Genomic DNA, 22457 nt, shown 5'->3' with positions numbered 1-22457 from the left:
CGCATTCGCGCGGATGTCGGATGCCTCCATCCAGCCGCAAAATATACCGGCTCGAACGGCATGTTAGATGGTGCCAAGGGAATGCGCCATAAATGGGATCGGGGGCAATCCCCGAAAATCAGTTTTCAGCCCTTTCCCTTAACCTGCATAACCAGTATAGCCGCTCACATGGCTGCACTGATTTACAAGATCTGCCCGCGCCCGCTCTGGCGCGAAGCCGAAGATACGGGCGTCTTTCACGGCGCTCCGATCGACCTTTCAGACGGTTTCATTCATTTTTCGACCGCCGAACAGATGGCTGAAACCGCGGCCAAGCATTTTTCCGGCCAGAACGACCTGCTTCTGATAGCAGTGGATGCTGGAGCGCTCGGCGATGCGCTCCGTTATGAAGTGTCGCGCGGGGGCGCACTCTTTCCCCATCTCTACGGGCCGCTCGCCCTCGATACGGTGCACTGGGTAAAGCCATTGCCGCTCGGGCAAGATGGGATGCATGTTTTTCCAGGACCTGCTGAATGAATCCGACCCTCGACCGGCTGGCTCGCCAGGCGCTCTTCCGCCTCAATCCCGAACATGCGCACAGGCTTGCCATCATGGCGCTGAAAAGCGGTGTGCCGGTGTGCGGCGAACGGGAGGCGAGCCGCAGGCTCAAGACCATCGTCGCGGGCATGGTCTTCCCCAATCCACTCGGTCTTGCAGCCGGATTCGACAAAAATGCCGAAGCACCGGATGGCATTCTGCGGCTCGGTTTCGGCTTCGTTGAATGCGGCACGGTGACACCGCAGCCACAGGCCGGCAATCCACGCCCCCGTCTCTTCCGGCTGGAAGAGGATCGTGCCCTGATCAACCGTCTTGGCTTCAACAATGACGGCCTCGTTGCCGTACGCGAAAGGCTGAAGCAGCGTGCCAACAATGGCGGCATCGTGGGCGTGAACATCGGCGCCAACAAGGACAGCGCCGATCGGATCGCCGATTACGAGACCGGCGTGCGCGCCTTCGGCGACATCGCTTCCTATCTGGCGGTAAACATTTCCTCGCCCAACACAGTCGGCCTCAGGGCCCTTCAGGACCGGGAAAACCTCTCCGAACTCCTGAAACGCGTACTTGCAGCACGCGATGAAGTGGCCAAGCAACGCCGCGCACCGATACCGCTTTTCCTGAAGATCGCACCCGATCTGACAGAAGACGCCATGGCGGATATCGCCGTAGAGGTGCTCGACAAGCGGATCGACGGCCTGATCATCAGCAATACGACCTTGTCCCGCCGCGGGGCAACCAGCCGGAAAGCGCATGAGACTGGGGGGCTTTCCGGCCAGCCCCTGTTCGAGCGTTCGACCATGGTTCTGGCTCGCATGCGGCGGCTTGTGGGGCCCGCCATGCCTTTGATCGGGGTCGGCGGCGTCCACTCGACGGAAACGGCACTGGAGAAAATCCGCGCCGGCGCCGATCTCGTGCAGATCTATACAAGCATGATCTTCGGAGGCGCTTCGCTGCCGGGCCAGATCGTGGCAGGCATGAGCGCCTACGCCCAGCGAGAAAACCTCACCTCTCTGCGCCAGATTCGCGACAGCCGCGTGGACGCCTGGGCTGAACGCCAGCTCGACTGAGGCAGCCTCGCAGGACGCTCTATGAAGCAAATACCTGCCGGGTGCGACGCGGCAGAATGGAAGCAAGGCTCATGCCCCTTGCGACAAGCGAAACATAGAGGGCTGCCCAAAGCCCGTGATTGCCAAAAACGGCGGTCAGCGAATATAGCGCCACAAGATAGATCGCCAGAGAGACGAGCATCATGTTGCGCATATCGCGCGACCAGGTGGCGCCAATGAACACCCCATCCATCTGGAATGCCAGAACGCCTGCCACGGAAATGAACGCGGCCCAGGGAAGATAGATGCCGGCAGCCGCCTGGACCTCCGGCGAACGCGCAATAAGGCTTACCAGATCGCTGCCGAAGAGCAGGAAAAAGCCTGCCATCAGCAGCGCGACCCCAAAACCCCACAGACCGGTGAGCCGGACCGAACGGCGGAAGGCCGGTTCATAGTGCGCGCCCACCGCGCGGCCGGCGAGCTGCTCTGCGGCGGTTGCAAGCCCGTCCAGGAAATAGCTGGAAATCAGGAAGAAGTTCATCAGAACCGCATTGGCGGCCAATGTAAGCGTGCCGAACTGCGCACCCTCGCGCGTGAACAGGGCGAAGACCGCCAGCAGCGAAAAGGAACGGATCATGATATCCCGGTTCATCGCCACCATGCGCATGATTTCCGGAAGATCGAAGACACGCGACCGCGCAACGCCCGGGCCTTGACGGAAACGACGTACCAGAATCGCAAAACCGACCAGCGCGCTCAGCGCCTCGCCGCCCAACGTGCCCCAGGCAACGCCCGCAATCCCCCAACCGAGATAGAGACCGAGCAAAACCGACAGGGCGATGTTTGCTCCGTTGAGCAATATCTGAAGCAACAGCCCCAGAAGCCCCTCACCCCTGCCAAGTACGTAACCCAGAATGGCATAGTTGATGAGCGTAAGCGGAGCTCCCAGAATGCGCACCGATACATAGGCGTTCATCGCCTCGGCCACACGCGGTTCCGGGTCGATGAACAGAATTCCCCCGGCATTGATGAACGGTCCCAGGAGCACGATCACGAAGCCAGCCACAATCGCAATCAGCAGAGCGCGCAGGAGAACCGCCTGCTCCTCCAACGTATCATCGCGCCCAAAGGCCTGCGCAACCAGACCCGTGGTGCCTGCGCGCAGGAAATTGAAAGTGGTGAAGACCACATCGAATACGATGGCGCCGGCTGCAAGCCCGCCAAGAAGCGCGGCGTCACCGAACTGACCAATGATCGCCGTGTCGACAATGCCCAGCAGGGGCGTTGTCAGATAGGCAAAGGTCATGGGAAGCGCTATCCCGAGGACGAGCCGGTTCGTCACCTCGAAGGGACGCATTGCCCGCTGCTGCGGGAGAGACTGTTCCACGGTTTTTACCTAATGACCCCGGAGGACTGGCGAACAGACCGACGCGCCTGCGCTCAAACACCCACCCTCAGCGACGATAACTCAAGACGCGAATGATGATGAAAACCGGGATGACGACCGCAGCCCCCAGAACGATATAGCTCGCAAAACGACCAAGCGCCTCGAAGCCCATATTCCAGAGATGCGCGACCGTATCGCGCATGGCATAGAAAATATCCCATGGAGACCAGTGAAACGCGCTCATCACAAAACCGACGATGAGCGAGACCACCAAAAGCTTGATGATCACGCGCCACGGGCTGTCGCCGAGAAACCTGGTAAGTGAAGACACCGTTCGTGCTCCCTGATCCTGATGGAGAAGAGATACGCACAGGCTGCTGCCATGGCAAGAAGCGCTTTGGCTTCATCGTGCATATGGCACCGAAACCGCAGGCGCCATGCGGGCGCCGGATATCTGCGCTCAGACGCGGACTATCCCTTACGCGCGGTAGGAGGCATCCTCCACCGTAAGGATGCGGTGCAGGCTTTCCATGTGGAGGCGCGCGGATTCTTCATCGCCGTCGCGCATCTGGCGCGCCGTGGCCTCGGCTACATCCTTGCTGACAGGCACGATCTTCCGCCCCGTGGACAAGGCCAGGCACTGTACCTCGCAGGCGCGTTCCAGATAATAGAGATCGTCCCAGGCTTCCGCGATGCTGCGCGAAAGCACCATCACACCGTGGTGCTTCATGAAGACAATGTCGGCATCGCCCACCGAGGCCGCAATCCGGTCTCCCTCGGTTTCATCCAGGGCCAGTCCGTTATAGTCTTCGTCGACAACGGTTCTGCCATAGAATTTCAATGCGGTCTGGCCCGCAAAGACCAGCGGATCTCCCTCCACCATGGTGAGCGCCGTCGCGTAGGGCATGTGGGTGTGGAAGGCGACACGGGCGCGCGGCACGTTCTTGTGAAGGCGGGCATGGATATAGAAGGCCGTTGCTTCCGGCTGACCATCGCCGTCCACGACATTGCCGTTGAAGTCGCAGACAAGCAGGCTCGAGGCCGTGATCTCCTGAAAGGCGTAGCCATAGGGATTGACGAGAAAGAGATCGTCATGGCCGGGCAGGACGGCGGAAAAGTGGTTGCAGATACCCTCATGCATGCCAAGACGCGCAGCAAAGCGGAAACAGGCTGCGAGATCGAGCCGGGCTTGCCAGACCTCATCGCTGTCGAGCGCCGGACGGTTGTGCCCCATCGTCTCCTGCTTGCCGCCGGAAGCCGTCTTGTCAGAAATATTGAGGGAATGTGCCAAGGGATTTCTCCGTTCTACGGGTTGCCTATCGCACCAGGTCCGGCGTCCAGTCCCCTTCCTCGGGAATGCGCGTCAGATAGCTGATGACCATGTCGACGATATGCGCCTGGCGACGCGCGATATTCTCGGGGTCGCGCAGGCGGCGGTTGAACAGCAGCGAAAGCGTGTGCTGGTTGGACAGATAGAAATAGCCGAGACCGGACATGGAGATGTAAAGCTCGACCGGATCGATCCCCTTGCGAAAGACGCCCTTCTCCTCGCCATCCTTGAGAATGATGCGCAGCGATTCCGACAGACGGTCATAGAGGGCGCGGATGATGGGGGATTTGGAGATGTGCTTGCCCCGATGCAGGTTCTCCGTGTTGAGCATGACGATGACATCCGGCTCTTCCACGAAGACCTGGAAGGTGCTTTCGCAGAGGCGCCGCATCGCCTCGATGGGATCGAGGCCGGCCAGCGGAATATCCCCCTGACGTCGGCGCAAGGTCTCATATGTCCGCTCGAGGACCCGGATATAGAGGTCCTCCTTGCTGCGGAAATGATGGTAAAGCAGATTCTTGCTGATCTTCGCTCGCGCCACGATGGCGTCCACCCGCGCGCCATCATAGCCCCTGCGTGCAAATTCAGCCTGCGCGGCAGCGAGAATCTTTTCTTGCGTGCGTATCGAGTCCCGTTTCACGGGTTTTGATTTGTTCTGCAAAGCGTCGCCCTTCTCCCGGAGCCTCGTGGCACGATTCCAACAGATGGTACCATCTGTTTCGGTCAGACCACTGGTATCCGGCTTGACGCTTACCATCACATTCATTTGCGCGCACCTACAAGCGGTGCGCAGCGTTCGATCGAGATACGCGTGGTTTCCGCGCCGTCGCGGGTCCACCAGTCGAGCTTGGAAAAGAGCTCGATCTCAAAGGGACCGTCATAACCGATCTCGTCCAGGACCGACCGATAGAAGGCAAAATCGATGACCCCGTCACCGATCATGCCGCGGTCCTGGTAGACATCCCGCGTGGGAACGAGCCAGTCGCCGAGATGGAAGGTCAGGATGTGTTCGGACCCCGCCTCGCGCAGCCCTTGAGCGAAAAAAGGATCCCACCAGCAATGATAGGTGTCTGCGACAATGCCTGTTCCTTCGCCCAGCTTCTTCGTCAGTTCAAGGCAATGCGCAAAGGTGGAAAGGCAGGAACGGTCGGCCGCGTACATGGGATGCAAGGGCTCCAGCCCAAGCGCCACGCCGACGCTGCGGGCATGATCGAGCAGGATTTCCAGCGCGCTCTCGACACGGGAGCGCGCTGCCTGCAGATCGCGTTCGCCGGTGGCAAGACCGCCCGGCACCACGACAAGGCAGGAAGCCCCGATTTCGGCCGCCGCATCGAGACGGCGGCGGTTCTCTGCGATTGCGGCGTCGAAAGCGCTCCTTTCGGCAAGGTTCACCCATGCGGAGGTGCACAGGCACGGCACGAAAAGACCGGCTTCACGGATGATCCTTGCACCCGCATTCACACCCGCCGCGTCGAGATAATCCATCCAAACGCCAATGCCGGCCGCTCCCTGGCGCGCATAGCCGTCGACAGCTTCCTTCAGCGACCAGTCGCGCGTGGTGATCTGGTTGATCGCAAACCGCGAAAGATCGCTCACGCCAGTACCTCTTCCGTCTCGCCGCGTAGCTTTGCGGTTGCCTTCTCGTCGATCGCGCCGTTCTCGACGACGACACGGAAGTGCTCGCGCGCAAAGCCCGCAGTGATCTTGCCGTCGATCACGTCCTCAAGAACGGCTTCCGGCGCACGCGCCAACGGGTCGCCATACCCGCCGCCACCGGCCTGTTCGTGACGAATGACATCTCCGCGCGAGACGTTTCGCGTAACCTTGCTCGACAGAAGCTCGAAGCCGCTTCCGCCGCTGCTCAGCAGATTGCGCGACGGGGCTGCTTCTCCACCGCCGAACAGGCCGTACGGTTTGTGGTCGTAGCGGTCGGCGCGCAATTGCAGGATCGCGTCATGAGCCAGCAGGCGATACTGACGGATGACCCCAAGACCGCCGCGCGTTTCGCCGGCTCCACAGGAATCCGGCCTCAGACTGTATTCCTCGATGCGGATCGGATAGGTCGATTCCATGATCTCGACCGGCATGTTCGACATGTTCTGGGACGGGTTGGTGATCGCGTCGATGCCGTCCTTGGTAGCGCGCGCGCCCAGGGCACCGTTGATCATGTCGACCATGATGAAGGGTTCGCGCGTTTCCTTGTCGTAACCGCCGAGACAGACGACGGAATTGCCGCCCTCACCTGCGGCGGCAACGCGGGCCGGCACAATCTTCGACAGGGCGCCCAGAACCGTATCGGCCACGCGATACCCCGTCAGGGCGCGGGCTGCCACGGGCGCGGGAAACTCAGGATTGAGGAATGAGCCCTTCGGAGCGGAGATATCGATACAGCGATAGACGCCAGAATTGTTGGGCACATCCGAATCCAGCACGCAGCGCACGGCAAGATAGGTGGCCGACTTCACGAAGGACAGGGTGGAGTTGATGGCACCCTTGACCTGCGGTGAACTGCCGCTGAAATCCACATCGAGTTGGTCACCGGCAACGGTGATGGCAACCTTGATGGGGATGGGCGATTCATCGAAACCATCGCCGTCGATATAATCGACAAACTCATAGCGGCCATCAGGCCATTGCCGGATTTCGTTTCTGGTCAGCCGCTCGCCATAATCGAGGAAATCGGCCAGGAAGGTCTCGAACTGGGCGCGCCCGTATTTTTCGACAACGCGCAGAAGCTCGCGCTCGCCGAGCGCGCAGGTCGCTAGCTGCGCTTCCAGATCGCCGATGACCAGATCAGGAAGTCGGACATTCTTGGCGATGATGTTGAGCAGCGTGTCGTTGCGCACGCCGCGGTCGTAAAGCTTGAGCGGCGGAATGCGCAGGCCTTCCTGGAAAATCTCCGTGGAATCGCTCGCATTCGACCCCGGCACCCGGCCCCCAACGTCGCAATGATGGCAGATCACCACCGAAAAGCCGATGTGCCGCTCTTCCTGGAAGATCGGCTTGAACATGAAGATGTCCGGCAGATGCATGCCGCCATCATAGGGGTCGTTGAAAATGATGACGTCGCCCGGCGCAAGGTTGTCGCCGAAATGGGCAAGCAGCGCTTCCATGGCGTCCGGCACAGCTCCCAGGTGTAGGGCAACGGTCTTTGCTTGCGCCAGAATGCGGCCCTCGGCGTCGCACATTGTGGTCGAATAATCGAGGACATCGCGCACAATGGGCGAACGCGCTGTGCGCATCACCGTATAGGCCATGTCGTCGACGATGGATTCCACGGCGCTTTTCAGGACTGCGAAGGTGATCGGATCTATTGCAGTGCTCATTCGTGTCTCCTTCGCTCAGGCCAGCTTGAGGTGCAGGTTCATGAAATCATCGCGGGTAGCCGTCGCTCCGGGCGGTACGACGACAGTACTGTCGCTGCCCTCCAATATGGCCGGTCCCTCGATCACCCGTGGAATGCGAAGCCGGTCGTAGACCGGCGTTTCGAGCCAGCCGCGCTCGCGGCCGAAAAAGACCTGGCGCTGCGACATGGGAGCCACGTCGTCGGCGACGGCATCCTGAAGCTTGCGAAAATCGAGTTTCCCCGGTCGCAGGCCGCGACCCGTCATGCGGACGCTGACGACTTCGATGCTGTCGGAGGAGGAATAGTTGTAGATGGCGCGGTACTGTTCCAGAAAGTCATCCCGCACCTTCGCCATGTCGAACGGCTCAGAGAAGCGGACCGGGAGTGACATTTCCTGGCCGCGGAAGCGCAGATCCACCTCGGACACGAGTTCCATATCGTCGTCGGCGATATCCTCTTCCGAAAGGGTCTTGCGTGCCTGTTCGCGCAGCCTCGCCGTGGCTTCGGCGAGCGCAGCCGTGTCGACATCTTCCAGAAGCATCGCAAAGGGCGCGATGTAATAGCGCTCCACATCGCCGGCGAGCATGCCCATGGCCGTGAACACGCCGGGGGAAGCCGGTATGAGCAGACTCTTCATGGACAAAAGCTCGGCAATCGCCGCAGCATGAACCGGCCCCGAGCCGCCAATCGCAACCAGAGTGAAGTCTCGCGGATCGACACCCCGCTCAACGGTTACCGCACGTATGGCGCGAGCCATGTTGGCATTCACCACTTCACGCACACCGAAGGCAGCCGTCACCTCGTCCAGCCCGAGCGGCGCACCCAACTCATCCCGGATGGCCTTGCCCGCGGCCTCGACAGAAAGCGTGCGCGACCCGCCAGCGAGCGCCTGCGGCAGATACCCCAGAACGAGATTGGCATCGGTCACGGTCGGACGAGTGCCTCCCAGGCCATAACAGACCGGGCCGGGATCCGCTCCCGCAGATACGGGACCAACCTTGACGAGACCGGCACTGTCGAGATGCGCGATGGACCCCGCGCCGCTGCCGACTTCGGCCACATCCACGGTGGGGACGCTCATCATGTAGCCGCCCGCCTTGATGAAGCGGCTCGGCGTGGAAATGCCGGCGCGGAATTCATACTCGCTGACACGGCTGAGCTCGCCATCGCGAACCAGCGATGCCGAAGCGGTGGTGCCGCCCATATCAAATATGACCAGGTTGTCGAGATCGAGCGCTGTGCCAAGACGGCTTCCGCCAACTGCGCCGGCCGCTCGGCCGGAAGAGATGAAGAAGACCGGCTTGCTGCGCGCTGTGTCGGATGAGGCAAGAGCCCCGTTGGAATTGCCTACGAGCAGCGGTGCGTCGATCCCCAGGCTGGCGATACCGCTTTCCAGCCGCGCAAGATAGGCTTCGAGTACCGGGCGGACATAGGCGTTCACGACGGTCGTGCTGGTGCGCTCATATTCTTTCGCTTCCGGCAGAACCGAAACGGACGTCGTGATGCCAAGCGCGGGAAAGCGTTCGCGCAAAAGCGTCTCGGCGCGCTTTTCGTGAACGGGGTTCCGGTAGCTGTTGATGAAACACAGGGCAAGCGATTCAATACCCTCGCCAAGCAGCGCCTGCGCGGCCGCGACCAGCTCCTCCTCGTCGAGCGGCACCAGCACCGAACCATCGGCAGCAATGCGTTCGCTTACTTCAAGGCGGTGACGCCTCCGCACGAGCGGGACCGGCTTTTCCCATTGCAGATCGAACATGTGCGGCGTGCGCAGTCGCCCGATCTCCAGAACATCGCGAAAGCCCTTGGTGGTTATCAGCCCAGTTTGCGCGCCAACCTTTTGCAGCAACGTGTTGGACCCTACCGTCGTGCCATGAACGATTTCGGCAATATCCGCGACAGCGAGCCCCGCCCCTTCAACAAGAGTGGAGATACCTTCCAACACCGCCTCCTCGGGCGCGCGGGGCGTTGAGGCCACCTTTCCGTGAAGGACGCGTCCGCCATCTTCAATCAGCACCAGATCGGTGAAAGTGCCACCGATATCCACACCTATCCTGGCTTGTCTGCTACGGGCCAAAGCCGTGTCCCCTCTCTTATTATTGGACTAATTAGTTAGTTATCTATCTTCCTCATTTCGAATTATCAAGCCTCCTATATCAAGGGATATATGAAAATTTTTCGGCTTGCGCTCCATAATTGGACTATGTAGTCTCAATTTATAAGACAACAAAAAGGGGAACCCAATGCGCAGCTTCAAGCACGCACTCGCCGCAACCGCGGCACTTGCGCTCATGGGCGGATGGTCCGCCCAGGCACAGGAAAAGCTTTCCGTCCGGCTCGATTTCTCGCCCTGGGGCGTCCATGCAGGCATGCATCTGGCCAAGGAGCGCGGATGGTTCGAAGAGGCGGGACTGGATGTCGACGTTCAGGATGGGCGCGGCTCCGGCAACACCCTTCAGCTCGTGAATTCCGGCCAGGTCGATGTGGGGCAAATCCAGCTTGGCCTTGTGCCGTCGGCACGCGAGCAGGGCGCGAAGGTCAAGTCTTTCGCGGGCTTCGTCCGCAAGACCGATCTTTGCGTCCTGATCGACAAGGATTCGCCGATCACCAAGATTTCGGAGCTCGACGGCAAATCGATCACCGTTTTCGCGGCAAGCCCGTGGGCGCCTTATATCGACGCCTTTCTGGAGGGCGGCGGCCTCAACCGCGACAAGGTCGAGATCATGTTCGTCGATCCAGCCGCATTGTGGGGCACCTATACGGCGAAGCGCGCCGATGGCCTGATGTCCACGGTGTCATCGGCCCTGCCCGTGGCGGAGGCGAACCGTCCCTCCAAATGCCTGACATCGGACCTCGCCGATCTCTATTTCCCGAGCTACGGCCTGATTGCCACCGATGAGACAATCGACCAGAAGGGCGAGGCACTCGCCAAGCTTGTCGAAGTGCAACAACGCGCCTGGAAGGCCATCGAGGAAGATCCGGAAGCGGGTGTCGACGCCATGATCGCGCAGCGCCCCGACGCCAATCTCAACCGTGATGTGCTGCGCGAACAGATCAAGCTCACCATCGAGTATTTCAACACTCCGGCAACCGAGGGGAAACCCATCGGCTGGCAGGCGGAAGAGGATTGGACCGCTGCCCTGAAGGGCATGGAGCGGGCCGGCGTCGTGAAGCCCGGCTGGAAGACCGGAGACTACTACACCAACGATCTGGTCAAGCAGTAGGCGTGGCCGACATGAACGCCACAGTACGTCCCGTTCCTTATGTGGCGATCGCGAATGCGGGGAAGGTCTATCCTTCCTCGCATGGGGCGGTCACCGCGCTAAGCGACATCAATCTGGACATCCGGCCGGGCGAATTCATCAGCATTGTCGGCCCCAGCGGTTGCGGCAAGAGCACGCTGATGAAATGCGTTGCAGGGCTGGAGACAATCACCGGCGGGACGATCTCCGTCGCCGGACAGCCACTCTCCGGCCCGCCCGACGGCATGGGCGTCGTTTTCCAGCGCGATGTGCTCCTGGACTGGCGCACCATCCTCGACAATGTCCTGCTGCAGGCCGAGTTCATGGGGCGTCCGCGGGCGCAATACCGCGACAGGGCCATGCAATTGCTCGATCGCTTTGGGCTTGGCGGCTTCGAAAAGCGGCACCCCTGGGAGCTTTCGGGCGGCATGCGCCAGCGCGCCTCCATTTGCCGGGCCCTGCTTTGCGATCCCGACCTGCTGCTGATGGATGAACCCTTCGGCGCCCTTGACGCGATGACCCGCGACGACCTGAATGTCGAATTGTCGCGCATCTGGCAGGGTACGAACAAGACCGTTCTCTTCATCACGCATTCCATCTCGGAGGCGGTTTTCCTGGCGGATCGCGTCGTGATGATGTCCCGGAGCCCCGGCAGAATCGTCGATGTGATCGATATCGACCTGCCGCGACCGCGCTCCCTGTCCATTCGCGAAACACCGGCTTTCGGCGCTTACACGCAGTGCATTCGGCACCATTTCGCAGAACTCGGGATCCTCCAAGAATGACCGACTGGTTCCGCTCGCTCTTCACCGGCGAATCGCGCACACGCGATATCGCTCTCGTCCTGATCGGCTCGCTGCTCCTGTGGGAAGGCTGCGTCTGGCTCTTCCAGCCGCCCGCCATTATCCTGCCGGCGCCCTCCGACATCTGGCAGAGTTTCATCGCGACCCCAGGCACCTTCCTGCGCAACATGCTCTATACGCTTGGAACGACCGCGCTCGCCTTCGCAATCTCGGTCGCGCTCGGCGTCATCCTGGCCATTGGCATCGTGCAATCGAAATTCCTGGAACGCACCGTCTACACATTGCTCGTCGCCATCAATTCGGTTCCGAAAGTGGCGCTAGCGCCGCTTTTCGTCATCTGGCTTGGGACCGGGCTCGAACCGAAGATTTCGGTTGCCGTGATGCTGGCGATTTTTCCCATCGTCATCGACACGGTTCTCGGTCTGCGTTCGGTTGACCCGGACATGCTGAACATGGCCAGGGCGACACGCGCTTCGAAGCTCGACGTCCTCCTGAAAATTCGCCTGCCAAATGCCCTGCCGAGCCTCTTCGCCGGCATGAAAGTGGCCATATCCTTCGCACTCGTTGGCGCGATCGTCGGCGAGTTCGTGGCGGGAGGCAAAGGGCTGGGCTTCCTGGTGCTCACCGCTCAGGGGCAATTCGACACGACGCGCGTCTTCGTATCCCTCGTTCTGCTGGGACTCATGGGGACGGTGCTTTTCTACATTGTCGATATTGCGGAACGCCTTGCCCTGCCCTGGCACGTGTCCCAGCGCTAAAGCGGTTTCATCGTTTCACAGAAACCTGTCCCGCTTCATCGTCTTGTTCTCAGGCACTTATGCGGGCGTCAGGTAATTCCACCTGACCGCAAAATGCTCCAGGAAATGCGCAGCCAGGCGTCTTCATCTGGCTGCGCATCGATCGGTTCATCGTTTCATGGAAACCCTGAACCGCTCTATCTCTTTGTTTTCCGCATTTATGCAGACGTCAGGTGATTCCACCTGACTGCAAAATTCTCTAGATGTTCCAATCGAAGCGGGCCGGTCATTTCAACCCGCCTTTATCTCATCCGATCTTTTCAGCACCTGCGCCCAGCTTCCCGGGCACTCGCGGATTCAGCTGCACCGGCCATCCGGCTTCCCGCATGAGCGGCCCGCCGCACTGCCCAGCCATTGCGACTGCTATAGGGAGCATAATCACCGACGGCACCGAGCACAGCGCCCAATACGGCAGCTCCTTCCTGAGACTGCACGGCCTGCCCGCATGCATCCTTTGCCGAGGCTGCCTCCCTCCGCTGACCGGATTGGGCACTGCCCTTCCGGCTCGACGCCGATACGTCGCTACCCGGGCCATCCGCAATCGTGCTGCAGGCCGCCAAGGACAGCCCGAGCATTGCAAAAAGAATATTTCTCACCATTTCCCCCAAATCTTAAGGATGAAATCAAGCTCCCGCGCCATCGAAGGGGGTTCATCACAGGCGTATATGAAAATCCATTTGTACAGCTGAACTAACACATAGCGGAGAAATGCCTTTTATTTTCGCCGCTTAACGAAATACAGCGCAGGCATTCATACCTCCGCGCCCTCCCGCATCTTTTCTCACCACGCTAGATAAAATAACTTCCGTCTCCCCTCTGGAATCCCAACACCAGCGCACTTGCAAGCGGGCACGGCTCTCAGCTAATTGGAGCTATCAGGTGGGGTGCAATGCATATCTACATTATCAACCTCGACCGGTCCGCCGGTCGAATGGACTTCATGCGCGAGCAGTGCGAAGCGCTTTCCCTGGACTTCGAGCGGGTTCCGGCGGTCGACGGAAAGGCAATCGATCCCGGTACGCTCAAACGCCACGGACTCATGCCTGGCGCGACCGCGTGCTTCATGAGCCATCGGCTGGCCTGGCAGCGCCTCATATCCTCCCCTCACCAACGCGCCCTCATACTCGAAGACGACGCGGAACTCCTGCCTTCGCTCGCTGAATTGATCCATGAGGACGGCTGGTTCCCGCAACAGGCCGATGTGGTCCGGGTCGAGGCAACCGGTCAGAAACAGCTCCTGTCGATGGACGCAATAGCGCTATCAGGGGAACGCGTGTTGCGCAGACTGCATTCCGACAGCTGGGGATGTGCGGGATATATCATCACCCGCAGTGCCGCCGAAAGGCTGCTGGATATTACAGAAGACTTCACCGAGGCTGTCGACCTTGTGGTGTTCGGACATGATTTCGTTCGGGATGCAGTCATCTATCAAATGGCGCCTGCGCCGCTGAAACAGAAGAGCATGTTTCAAGAAGAGGCAACAGGCGCGTTCCGCAGCACGATCGACGCCGAGCGCTTCGACGCAAACAAGCGCAAAATACAGGCACCGAAAAGCGGGATCGCGCAAAAGCTCAAACGGGAGCTCTTGCGGCCATTCCGGCAGGCACGTGCGTTTTATCGTCGGATCAAGGGCATCGAGCGCTTCAAATTCGACCGCGTGACCTTCGGATAAGGCACCCTCCTTTCCCCATACCGTCAAAACGATAACTCCTGAAACGGATATGGTCGCAACGATTTCAACGCCGTTTTCCCCGCCCGGAAGCCGCGCGAATACACCGCCTTTTCCCTGCGGCCTCCTTCTGCAAGGCAGAATTCGTGCAAATTTGAGATAAATCGATCTGTGGAGATTAGCCCCGTGTTTTCAGTTAGCCGGCACATAGGGACCGGGCGGCAAACTGGAGACAATCTTGAAGAGTGATTTTTCCGCCGCAAGGCTTCATCTGCAACGGGCTCAGGACTATCTTCGCGGAAGCGACGAAACCAGCGACCAGGCCCGCCAGGCCATAGACATGTTGCTGGATGCGGTTACGCATGCCGAATTTCGCAAACCCGCTTCAAATGTGATCGCATTCCCCGAACAGAAGCACTCCTGCCAATCCTGATCGGGACGGCCGCGCCATAGGACGCCTTCTTCTGAGAAAAAGTCATTTAAAGTGAAAAGTAAGCGCTCGACTTCGGTCGGACGATTTGCTTCAATCACACTGCAATTCTTGGGAGGAATTACTATGAAATATAGTTCCGGCGACCAGTTGAATGCAATGACCACGCTCGTGACAAGCTTGCTACGCGCCCTGGATGAACAGGGCGTCCTGAAGCACGACGAGGTTCGGTCGGTGGTCAAGGACGCCGCCGACATGTGCGGTCGCTCTGCCGAGGGTATCGGATCGAAGTTCTATCTTGAGGAAATGTTTCTGAACAAGATGGGCGACTGAGGTCGACACCCCATCCAAGACGTTCCGGCGCGCTTCCTGACGATCATTTCACAACGCTCTTTTCAGGGCTGGAGAAGGGCTTTTCTCCTGCGTGGCTGCGTGCAAAGCTCGGGAAAATGAGAGGGACTTGGAACCTGCCCGGCAAGATGGAGCGGGTAGCGGGAATCGAACCCGCGCGTTCAGCTTGGGAAGCTGACAGGCTACCATTACATCATACCCGCGCAGCGCGCATTAATCCGCGACCGGAGGCCGGGCGTCAAGCGGGTTTTGATCGCCATTCACGACAACCGTTCGGCAGCCTGACGGCCTTTACCGCCACCAGGCTCCATCCAAACAAAATTCCCACATGCCTTTACGGCTCTCCGCCGAAATCCGCCCCATTCACAACGACCGAAATCACCGAGGAAAGATGCCGATCAGGCAGCGCGGGGTGGTGATGCGCTTGCCAGCCGCTATAGAACGACATGATCTACACCGTGACGGCGGCGTAACGGGCTATGTGCCCTCAAGCATCCCACATCGCCGATTTCGGCTTATTCAGCCAAAAGCATCTCGACCAGTCCCGGAAATCGCTGCCGCAGATCGGCAAGGCGAAGCTGGCTGGAGCGTCCGTTGCAATGATCGCATTGACGGACGACACCCACCTCGAGAAACACGCGAAAATGACGCGCTCAGACAGGCCTTGCTCACCGGTATATCGAACGCAGTGCATCCCAAGACGGCTTTTGGACGCAGCGGCAACTGCCCAGTACTCGTCCAAGGCTATCGCTTCAGAATGTAGCCGCTGTTTTGAATATCCCAGCAATCATCGATTGATCGCGATAGCTCTGCCTTGCGAATACGCTGGCTCGGTGTCTTCGGAAACTCCTGCGTAAAGTCGACGTAACGGGGGATCTGGAAATAAGGCATCTTGTCCTCGCACCACTGGATGAGATCCAACGGTTCAAGCATCTCCTGCGGCTTTAACTTCACAAAGAGCTTCAAGTCATCATCGCCAGCCCCAAGACCGCTGTCGACACCGACCAAGGCGCATTCTTCCACCGACGGGTGGCGGGCCACGATCCGCTCGACTTCCCAAGCCGAAACATTCTCTCCCCGGCGCCGTAGGCTGTCGCTCTTACGTCCCGTGAAAAACAGATATCCGTTCTCGTCGAACCGGCCGAGGTCGCCCGTCTTGATCCAACCGGCCTGCGTTCTGGTCTGAACCTTGTTGAGCGAAACGGACGTATGCCCCTCGCTCTTGCCCTTCACGACGATCTCGCCCGTTTCTCCCTGTGGAACATCCTGTTCCCCGTCATCGATAATCCTCACCGAGAACCACGGAAGGGGTTTTCCGATGGAACCGCGCGGTCCCCCGACATTGATCGAGACATAGTTCGCCACCTCGCTCAAACCGTAACCTTCATTGACGGTCACCCCGAAGCGTCGTTCGAACTCTTCTCCAATGTCCTCCGGACACCCCGCCCCCCAGGCAACCTTCACCGCATGATCGCGATCGTTGTCACGGGCCGGCTGCTTCAGCAGGATCGGCAGAATGCCTCCAATGTAATGGATCTTGGTGGCGTTGAAACGGCGGGCCTGATCCCAGAAGCGCGAGGCGCTGAAGCGGGGAACCATGGCGAGCGTAAGCTTCTCCATGATCGCGGCAAAGACGGTCTGATGCCCCGCTCCATGATACAAGGGCTCCCAGAACAACAGGACGTCGCCCGGCTCCATCTCCCCGATCAGCAGGCACCCGATCGAACCGATCTGCACGACGCGGTCTGAACGTGAAAACTTCTTCGGCGCTCCCGTCGTTCCCGACGTATAATTTATGACCAGCGGATCATCAGGCCCGGCCGACAGTGCGGGCGGTGTGGTTGCGCCCCCTTCGATGAGCCTGTCGAGTTGACCCGTTCCGCTGTCGTCGTTCCAGATCACATGCGCGATTTCCGTCTCGCCAAGGGCCTGATCCAGCAAGGGCCGGTAGGTGGTCTCCGCGATGAGAACGCGGGGCCGGGCATCGGCCAGCAGAAGCGATAGGTAGTCGCCCTTGGCATTCACATTGACGGAGGTCCGCGCGACACCGATCTGGGCACAGGCATAAAGCGCGATGATGTGCTCGGCATGCTGATCGAGCATGAGAGCGACGACGTCACCCTTGCCGATGCCCAGGTCGAGCAGGGCGTTCGCTAATTTCGTCGAGCGCTCATGAAGCTCCCGCACCGTCAACTGCCCCCCTTCCCAGACGCAGAACGGGTGATCCGGGTCGGTGTTCGCCCGCTGTTCAAGGATTGTCCGAAAGGTACCTTCTCCCGGCGCCGGCCAATGCGCACGCATGTTGAAGTCGGCTGAGTTCCTGCCGCTCATGGTCATTCTCCAGAATTTTCTTGGACGCCAGTTCACTCACTTGTTCGGAGTGGAGAACGCTCTACGCATTCCTGGCATTGTGTCCGGCGAAAAAGCCCGAAATGCCGGACTTAACTGACCGGGTTATTTCTTCCTTCGCTCTCACCTCCGCCGCGCGGGCAAAGGCGGCCTCGAGCGCAGGTAGCGTGAGATCGCGAAGCCACAGCTTCGTTTCGGCGAAAGCTTCGGGAGATTTCGCCGCGAGTTCGTCGGCAACTTGCAAGGATCGCTCCTCCACTGCTTCCGCAGGAACGATTTCTTCCAGCATCCCCAAACTCGACGCCTCCTGCGCCTCCATGAACCGCCCACTCACAGCAATGGAGCGGGCGAGCATGGGACCGACGGACCAGGAAAGGATAGCCGAGCCCGTTATGCAGGGCATGCCGGAATTGATCTCCGGCAACCCGAAGCGAACGCCCGCATGGGCAACACGATAATCCATCAGCAAGACCGCCTGGAACGCCGAACCCAGCGCAAAGCCGTTCAGAGCCGCGACCAGCGGTTTCCTGAAAGACTGGATGCCGACATAGAAGTCCTGGAACGCCGTCATACGCCCCGCGGCGGCGGACGGTATGCTCATGGTCGGGTCGGAAAGGTCCGCGCCTGCGCAGAACGAGCGTTCGCCCGTTCCGGTGATGACGGCCGCGACAATCTGCGGATCCTTGTCCGCCGATGCGAGAGCCTTGCGAATGTCCTCCCGCACAGCGCCGCTCCAGGCATTGAGCTTGGCCGGGTTGTTGAGACGCAGCACCAGAAGTCTGCCATGTTTTTCCAGTTCCAGCATTTCACGTTCCCATCAACAGGTTCGGCAGCAGGAGAGAAAACTCCGGCACATAGGTTATGATCAGCAACGAAGCGATCAGCGCCAGAAAGAAGGGGATCGCCGCCAGCACGGCGCGCTTCATGGGCACCTCGGCGATCTGCGCCGAAATGAACAGGGAGAGTGCCACCGGAGGTGTCATTGAGCCCATCGTCAGATTGACGGCCGCGATGATGCCGAGCTGCACCGGATCGATCCCGTAAAGCCGTCCGAGATAGATCAGCACCGGTGCGACGATGATCAGCGCAGCGGACCCGGCCTCCAGCGCTCCCAACATCAGCAGACCAATGTTGATGAGGATGAGGGCAATCCACTTGCTTGCGGTCACGGCCTGGATCGCCGTGCCGATTGTCTCGGGAACCTCCATGATATTCACGGCCCATCCGAATGCACCGGATGCCGCTATGACGAACATGATCGCGCCGGTGAAGAAGGCCGCCTCACGCAGCGAACGGATGACCACTTCCAGGGAAAGGCTGCCATAGATCAGACCGAGCAGCATCGAATAGAGAACCGCAAGCACCCCCGCCTCGGAAGGCGTGACGATGCCGAGCGTCATGCCCCCGACGATGATGGCGGGAGAAAGCAGAGCAAAGAACCCGTCGCGCGCACTCATGAGGAATTCCCTCAGGCTCGCACGTGGAAGGGGATTGCCCGCCAGTACGGGCTTTGCACGCACCGCCGTGAAAACGATCAGTGACAGGCAGAACGCCATCAGGCAGCCAGGCAGGACGCCGGCGAGAAACAGCTTGCCGGTAGAGACATTCGCAAGCTGGGCATAGACCACCAGAATGATGCTCGGCGGAATGATGGGTCCGATGATGGAAGATGCAGCCGTAATAGCCGCGCTGTATGCACGATCATATCCAGCATCGATCATTGCGCGAATCTCGATACGACCCAAACCAGCGACATCTGCTGTGTTGGACCCCGACATACCGGAGAATATGACGCTCGCCAGAATGTTGACGTAGTAGAGCCCTCCTCGCAGATGCCCCACCAACGCGCAGGCGAAACGGAATATGCGTTCCGTCACACCCATATTGTTCATCAGGATCGCAGCGAGGATGTACATGGGAATGGCCGACAGAACCACGGACTGTACTCCGCCCCACATGCGCTGTGTCACGATCTCCAGCGGAAAATCGCTGCCCGTCAGAATGAACCCCACCGTTGCGGCAAGAAGCGTCAAAGCAACTGGCACATTCGCCGCGAAAAGTACGACCAGGATAACACCGAAGACTATGCCCTCCATGGTTCACGCCCCCGGCTTGAAGGTTTTAGATATCCGGACCACCACGTGGAGGGCCATGGAGAAGAAGCAGTAGCTCATCAGATAAGCTTTCACTTCTTCGGGTATCTTCAGGATCAACGAGTATGTGCCGACATAAAGTGCCCCGATGCGGAACGAATAGTAGGCAAGCGCCACCAGCAACAACAGTTCAACAAGCAGCGCCGCGGCTTCGGCAAAACGCCGCACCTCCACTGGCAGCATGCTTATGAACGTATCGATGGAGTAGTGCTCACCACGTTTGAGAACAGCCGTTGCCGCAACGAAACAGAGGCAGATCAGCAGAAACTGCGATAGCTCCTCACTCCAACTCAAGGGTGAGTTCAGGAAATAGCGAAAGAAGATCTGTGCGGCGATGGTCAGGGTGAGGAGCGCGATCAGGATGGTCGCCGCTCCCTCTTCCAGATGTTTCAGCCATTTGTCGATAAAACTCATTTTCGGAACTCTCCATTTCCGAAAAATCATAACAAGGAAACGATTTCGGAGCCCGTCAGCGTTTCCAGATGACGCAGACCATTCCATGCTTGCTTCGTTTTTTCCGCCCCGACGACCGGCTCCGCGCAATCGACGAATTTCGCGGCCAGCTCCTCCCAGGAAAGAGGATTGGTCGGGTGCCCCTTCGGCTTGTAGAGACGCTTGCTGTACACCTCGCCATCTTCATGGATGACCTCGATATCGGCAAAATCGTTGAAGACCGAATCCCGTTCGCGAAGCTCAGGATGAATATACACGTTCAACTTCGGATACAGGGCCTGAATGGCCGGAGCGTTCACGGCTTCGTCCGAGAATTCGGCGAAGGTCACCTTCCCGTAGTGCAGCGCGGCGGCAACGCAATATTCCATGCTGAACTTACCTTCCAGCCCCGTCGTCGGGCGATGGTAGGGAAGCGTGTTCTCGCAGCGATATCCAATACCGCAATTCAGCTGCTTGATTTGACCGGGCCGGATGGCGCCGCTCGCGAGCCCTTCCAGCAGAACATCGAGCACGTGATGCGTCAGGGAGCATGTCGGGTAGATCTTGAAGAGGATGCCCGGATTCACCACGTCGAAAGGCGCGCCGAGGTCCGATACGGCCAAGCTGGCGGCCACGTGATCGAAGCCGCAGAACAGGTCGATGAACCCTTCTTTCGCCTCCAGCGCATTGGGATTTGCGCTCAACCCGGCCGCCGCTAGCCGCGCTGCCGTGACACCATGCTCAGAAGCCAGTCCCGAATGCAGCGGCTTCGTCATGGTGCCGAAATTGGCGCGAACCCCGCAGGCCATCGTGCCCGCGATCGCAAGCGTGCGCGCACAAGCCTCGCTGTCCAAGCCCATAAGGTTCGCCGCCGCCGCAGCAGCTCCCAGCGTGCCGAGCGTGGAGGTCGTGTGCCAACCGCGCTCGTAATGTTCCATGTTCATCGCACGACCGAGCTTTGCCTCGATCTCGACTCCGACCGCATAGGCGGCGATCAACGCCTTGCCTCCTGCCTTGACCGCCGGAACCATGGAGAAGATTGCCGGCACTACAGGGGCGGATGGATGCCCTCGCATGGACTCGTTTGTATCGTCGATATCATGTGCGTGCGCCAGGGTGCCGTTGGCCAGCGCGGCCATGCGCTCCGTGGTCATGATGTCACTACCCCAAATGGCCACATTGCCCGGTTCAAAGCGCGCAAGTTCCATCACTACCTTGCTGGGAGGCTCCGTGGCCCCCGCGATGGCCCCGCCGATGCAATCGGCGATCGCCTGCTTGGAACATTCGCGCGCATCTTCCGGCAAGGTGTCCCAGGATTGAGAAGCAACGAATTCGGCAAGAACTTTTGTGATCGGGGGAATCGTGGTTTTCAGCATGCGGGTTTTCCCTGGACGACATGACCGTACAACCCGATCTCGCGGATCGAAGTCGACGCTCAGTTTTTAAAGGAGTGGAATGCGGCACGAAGAGGTGAACCTCTCCGTGCCACACAGGATCACTTGATCGCCTGGATCGCGTCGAACAAGCCTGCGGTCGACCAGACCTTGGTTTCCATGTCAGCAACCACAGGACCCATTTTTTCGATGAACGGCTCGGGATTCACGCGAATGACCACAGCGCCATCGTCGATCATCTTTTCAATGATTTCCTTCTGATCCTCGACGGCGAGTTTCGTGTAATATTCACCGGCCTCAGTGCCCGCATCGAGCAGTGCCTGCTGATGTTCCGGTGACAGTCCCTGGAACTTCCTGTCGCCGATCACGATGGTGAAGCTGTCGCTGAAGAAATCGACCAATGTCAGGTAGGGCGCCACCTCCTGAAGCGACTGGCCGTAGAAGCCCGAAACTGTCGCGCAGGCCACTTCGGCCACGCCTTGCTTGAGTGCGAGATAGGTCTCGCCCCAGGGGAGGCTTACAGTCTTCGCACCCATCGCCTCGAAGGTTTTCACAAAGCCTTCCCATGGCGGAACGCGCACCTTGAGGCCCTTGAAGTCATCGGGGCTCATGATCGGTTTGGTGGAGATGACTGGCTTGCCGGGACGGGCACCATTGCGCAACACCATCCTGAAGCCCGCCTTGTCGAGCAGGTCCTGCTCCATCTTCTTGTAGGGCTCGCTGTCGAGCACCTTCATGAAGTGATCCGTGTCCCGGAACACGAAACCCACCGTGGTGATGTTCCAATCGCTGACATATTTGCCGAAATTACCAGTCCCGCCGGCATACATGTCCTGTGCGCCCAGACGGATCGCCTCCAACTGGCTGGGGGCATCGCCTAACTGCCCGCCGGAGAAGATGCGAATCTTGACCTCGCCATTCGTCTTCTCCTCGACGAGCTTGGCGAAATATTCCTGAGCCTTCGTTTCGGAATGCTGCGGATCGGTGATGTTGCCGAGGCGCAGCGTCACGGTTTCCGCGCCGGCTACGGTGCTGGCGACCAACAGCGCGGCTCCCGCGAATATCAGCTTTCTGAGAGAAATATGTGCCATGCAACTCTCCTTGTTACCCTCTGCTTGCAGGCGTTCATTCACCTTATTATTAGCTTTACTTATATTTAATATAAGGCTTATATGCGGTATAGTCAACCGGAAA

The 22457-nt window shown here is 59.5% G+C and carries 21 protein-coding genes and 1 tRNA gene; 8 read left to right on the top strand and 14 right to left on the bottom strand.

Annotation, left to right across the window (positions count from 1 at the left end):
• The first annotated feature begins 168 nt into the window (after nucleotides 1-168).
• Both NA8A_RS02445 and NA8A_RS02440 read left to right on the top strand, forming a co-directional pair.
• Nucleotides 169-516 (top strand): DUF952 domain-containing protein, encoded by a 348-nt coding sequence (locus tag NA8A_RS02445; RefSeq protein WP_009755804.1) that lies wholly within the window; start codon nucleotides 169-171, stop codon nucleotides 514-516.
• Nucleotides 513-1604: a quinone-dependent dihydroorotate dehydrogenase gene (locus NA8A_RS02440; RefSeq protein ID WP_009755803.1), complete on the top strand. Its 1092-nt coding sequence runs from the start codon at nucleotides 513-515 to the stop codon at nucleotides 1602-1604. The genes NA8A_RS02445 and NA8A_RS02440 overlap by 4 nt, the downstream gene beginning before the upstream one ends.
• Before the next feature lie 19 nt (nucleotides 1605-1623).
• On the opposite strand, the gene NA8A_RS02435 is transcribed toward NA8A_RS02440, so the two are convergent.
• The 7 genes from NA8A_RS02435 to NA8A_RS02405 all read right to left on the bottom strand — a co-directional run bounded on the left by NA8A_RS02435 (nucleotide 1624) and on the right by NA8A_RS02405 (nucleotide 9720).
• Nucleotides 1624-2940 carry an MATE family efflux transporter gene (locus NA8A_RS02435; protein WP_009755802.1) on the bottom strand — a complete coding sequence of 439 codons (1317 nt, stop codon included), beginning with the start codon at nucleotides 2938-2940 and terminating at the stop codon, nucleotides 1624-1626.
• A gap of 97 nt (nucleotides 2941-3037) precedes the next feature.
• Entirely contained in the window at nucleotides 3038-3301 is a 264-nt protein-coding gene (locus NA8A_RS02430) for a DUF6460 domain-containing protein (RefSeq protein ID WP_009755801.1), read from the bottom strand.
• A gap of 147 nt (nucleotides 3302-3448) precedes the next feature.
• Nucleotides 3449-4261: an aldolase gene (locus tag NA8A_RS02425; RefSeq protein ID WP_009755800.1), complete on the bottom strand. Its 813-nt coding sequence runs from the start codon at nucleotides 4259-4261 to the stop codon at nucleotides 3449-3451.
• Nucleotides 4262-4286: 25 nt separating this feature from the next.
• Nucleotides 4287-4961, bottom strand: coding sequence for a TetR/AcrR family transcriptional regulator (locus NA8A_RS02420; RefSeq protein WP_240532717.1), 675 nt, complete (start codon nucleotides 4959-4961; stop codon nucleotides 4287-4289).
• Between the two features lie 101 nt (nucleotides 4962-5062).
• Nucleotides 5063-5896, bottom strand: coding sequence for a sugar phosphate isomerase/epimerase family protein (locus NA8A_RS02415; protein ID WP_009755798.1), 834 nt, complete (start codon nucleotides 5894-5896; stop codon nucleotides 5063-5065).
• On the bottom strand, nucleotides 5893-7626 hold the full coding sequence (locus NA8A_RS02410) for a hydantoinase B/oxoprolinase family protein (protein ID WP_009755797.1): 1734 nt from the start codon (nucleotides 7624-7626) through the stop codon (nucleotides 5893-5895). The genes NA8A_RS02415 and NA8A_RS02410 overlap by 4 nt, the downstream gene beginning before the upstream one ends.
• Nucleotides 7627-7641: 15 nt before the next feature.
• Nucleotides 7642-9720, bottom strand: a complete 2079-nt coding sequence (locus tag NA8A_RS02405; protein ID WP_040671520.1) for a hydantoinase/oxoprolinase family protein — start codon at nucleotides 9718-9720, stop codon at nucleotides 7642-7644.
• A 166-nt stretch (nucleotides 9721-9886) separates the two neighbouring features.
• On the opposite strand from NA8A_RS02405, the gene NA8A_RS02400 reads away from it, so the two are divergent.
• From NA8A_RS02400 to NA8A_RS02375, 6 genes are all read left to right on the top strand, one after another.
• A complete protein-coding gene (locus NA8A_RS02400) occupies nucleotides 9887-10867 on the top strand; it encodes an ABC transporter substrate-binding protein (protein ID WP_009755795.1) in 981 nt (326 codons plus the stop codon).
• 11 nt (nucleotides 10868-10878) lie between these two features.
• On the top strand, nucleotides 10879-11670 hold the full coding sequence (locus tag NA8A_RS02395) for an ABC transporter ATP-binding protein (RefSeq protein WP_009755794.1): 792 nt from the start codon (nucleotides 10879-10881) through the stop codon (nucleotides 11668-11670).
• The gene (locus NA8A_RS02390) at nucleotides 11667-12446 is read left to right on the top strand and encodes an ABC transporter permease (protein ID WP_009755793.1); all 780 of its coding nucleotides are present in this window, start codon (nucleotides 11667-11669) and stop codon (nucleotides 12444-12446) included. Before NA8A_RS02395 ends, NA8A_RS02390 begins: the two co-directional genes overlap by 4 nt.
• Nucleotides 12447-13374: 928 nt before the next feature.
• The gene (locus NA8A_RS02385; protein ID WP_009755791.1) at nucleotides 13375-14157 is read left to right on the top strand and encodes a glycosyltransferase family 25 protein; all 783 of its coding nucleotides are present in this window, start codon (nucleotides 13375-13377) and stop codon (nucleotides 14155-14157) included.
• Nucleotides 14158-14392: 235 nt separating this feature from the next.
• On the top strand, nucleotides 14393-14587 hold the full coding sequence (locus tag NA8A_RS02380) for a hypothetical protein (protein WP_009755790.1): 195 nt from the start codon (nucleotides 14393-14395) through the stop codon (nucleotides 14585-14587).
• Nucleotides 14588-14710: 123 nt separating this feature from the next.
• Complete coding sequence (locus tag NA8A_RS02375; RefSeq protein ID WP_009755789.1) at nucleotides 14711-14917, top strand: hypothetical protein; 207 nt, start codon at nucleotides 14711-14713, stop codon at nucleotides 14915-14917.
• A 147-nt stretch (nucleotides 14918-15064) separates the two neighbouring features.
• On the opposite strand, the gene NA8A_RS02370 is transcribed toward NA8A_RS02375, so the two are convergent.
• From NA8A_RS02370 to NA8A_RS02335, 7 genes are all read right to left on the bottom strand, one after another.
• Nucleotides 15065-15138, bottom strand: a tRNA-Gly gene (locus NA8A_RS02370).
• Nucleotides 15139-15679: 541 nt separating this feature from the next.
• Nucleotides 15680-17266, bottom strand: coding sequence for an AMP-binding protein (locus NA8A_RS02360; RefSeq protein WP_009755788.1), 1587 nt, complete (start codon nucleotides 17264-17266; stop codon nucleotides 15680-15682).
• Between the two features lie 61 nt (nucleotides 17267-17327).
• Complete coding sequence (locus NA8A_RS02355; protein ID WP_009755787.1) at nucleotides 17328-18089, bottom strand: enoyl-CoA hydratase/isomerase family protein; 762 nt, start codon at nucleotides 18087-18089, stop codon at nucleotides 17328-17330.
• Between the two features lies 1 nt (nucleotide 18090).
• Nucleotides 18091-19380 carry a TRAP transporter large permease gene (locus NA8A_RS02350; protein ID WP_009755786.1) on the bottom strand — a complete coding sequence of 430 codons (1290 nt, stop codon included), beginning with the start codon at nucleotides 19378-19380 and terminating at the stop codon, nucleotides 18091-18093.
• A gap of 3 nt (nucleotides 19381-19383) precedes the next feature.
• Nucleotides 19384-19851 carry a TRAP transporter small permease gene (locus NA8A_RS02345; protein ID WP_009755785.1) on the bottom strand — a complete coding sequence of 156 codons (468 nt, stop codon included), beginning with the start codon at nucleotides 19849-19851 and terminating at the stop codon, nucleotides 19384-19386.
• Nucleotides 19852-19877: 26 nt separating this feature from the next.
• The gene (locus NA8A_RS02340; RefSeq protein ID WP_009755784.1) at nucleotides 19878-21245 is read right to left on the bottom strand and encodes an MmgE/PrpD family protein; all 1368 of its coding nucleotides are present in this window, start codon (nucleotides 21243-21245) and stop codon (nucleotides 19878-19880) included.
• Between the two features lie 119 nt (nucleotides 21246-21364).
• Nucleotides 21365-22354: a TRAP transporter substrate-binding protein gene (locus NA8A_RS02335; protein ID WP_009755783.1), complete on the bottom strand. Its 990-nt coding sequence runs from the start codon at nucleotides 22352-22354 to the stop codon at nucleotides 21365-21367.
• Between the last annotated feature and the right edge of the window lie 103 nt (nucleotides 22355-22457).

This window comes from Nitratireductor indicus C115 (assembly GCF_000300515.1).
GTDB classification, from domain to species: Bacteria; Pseudomonadota; Alphaproteobacteria; order Rhizobiales; family Rhizobiaceae; genus Nitratireductor; species Nitratireductor indicus.
This window is presented reverse-complemented; position numbering and strand designations above follow the sequence as displayed.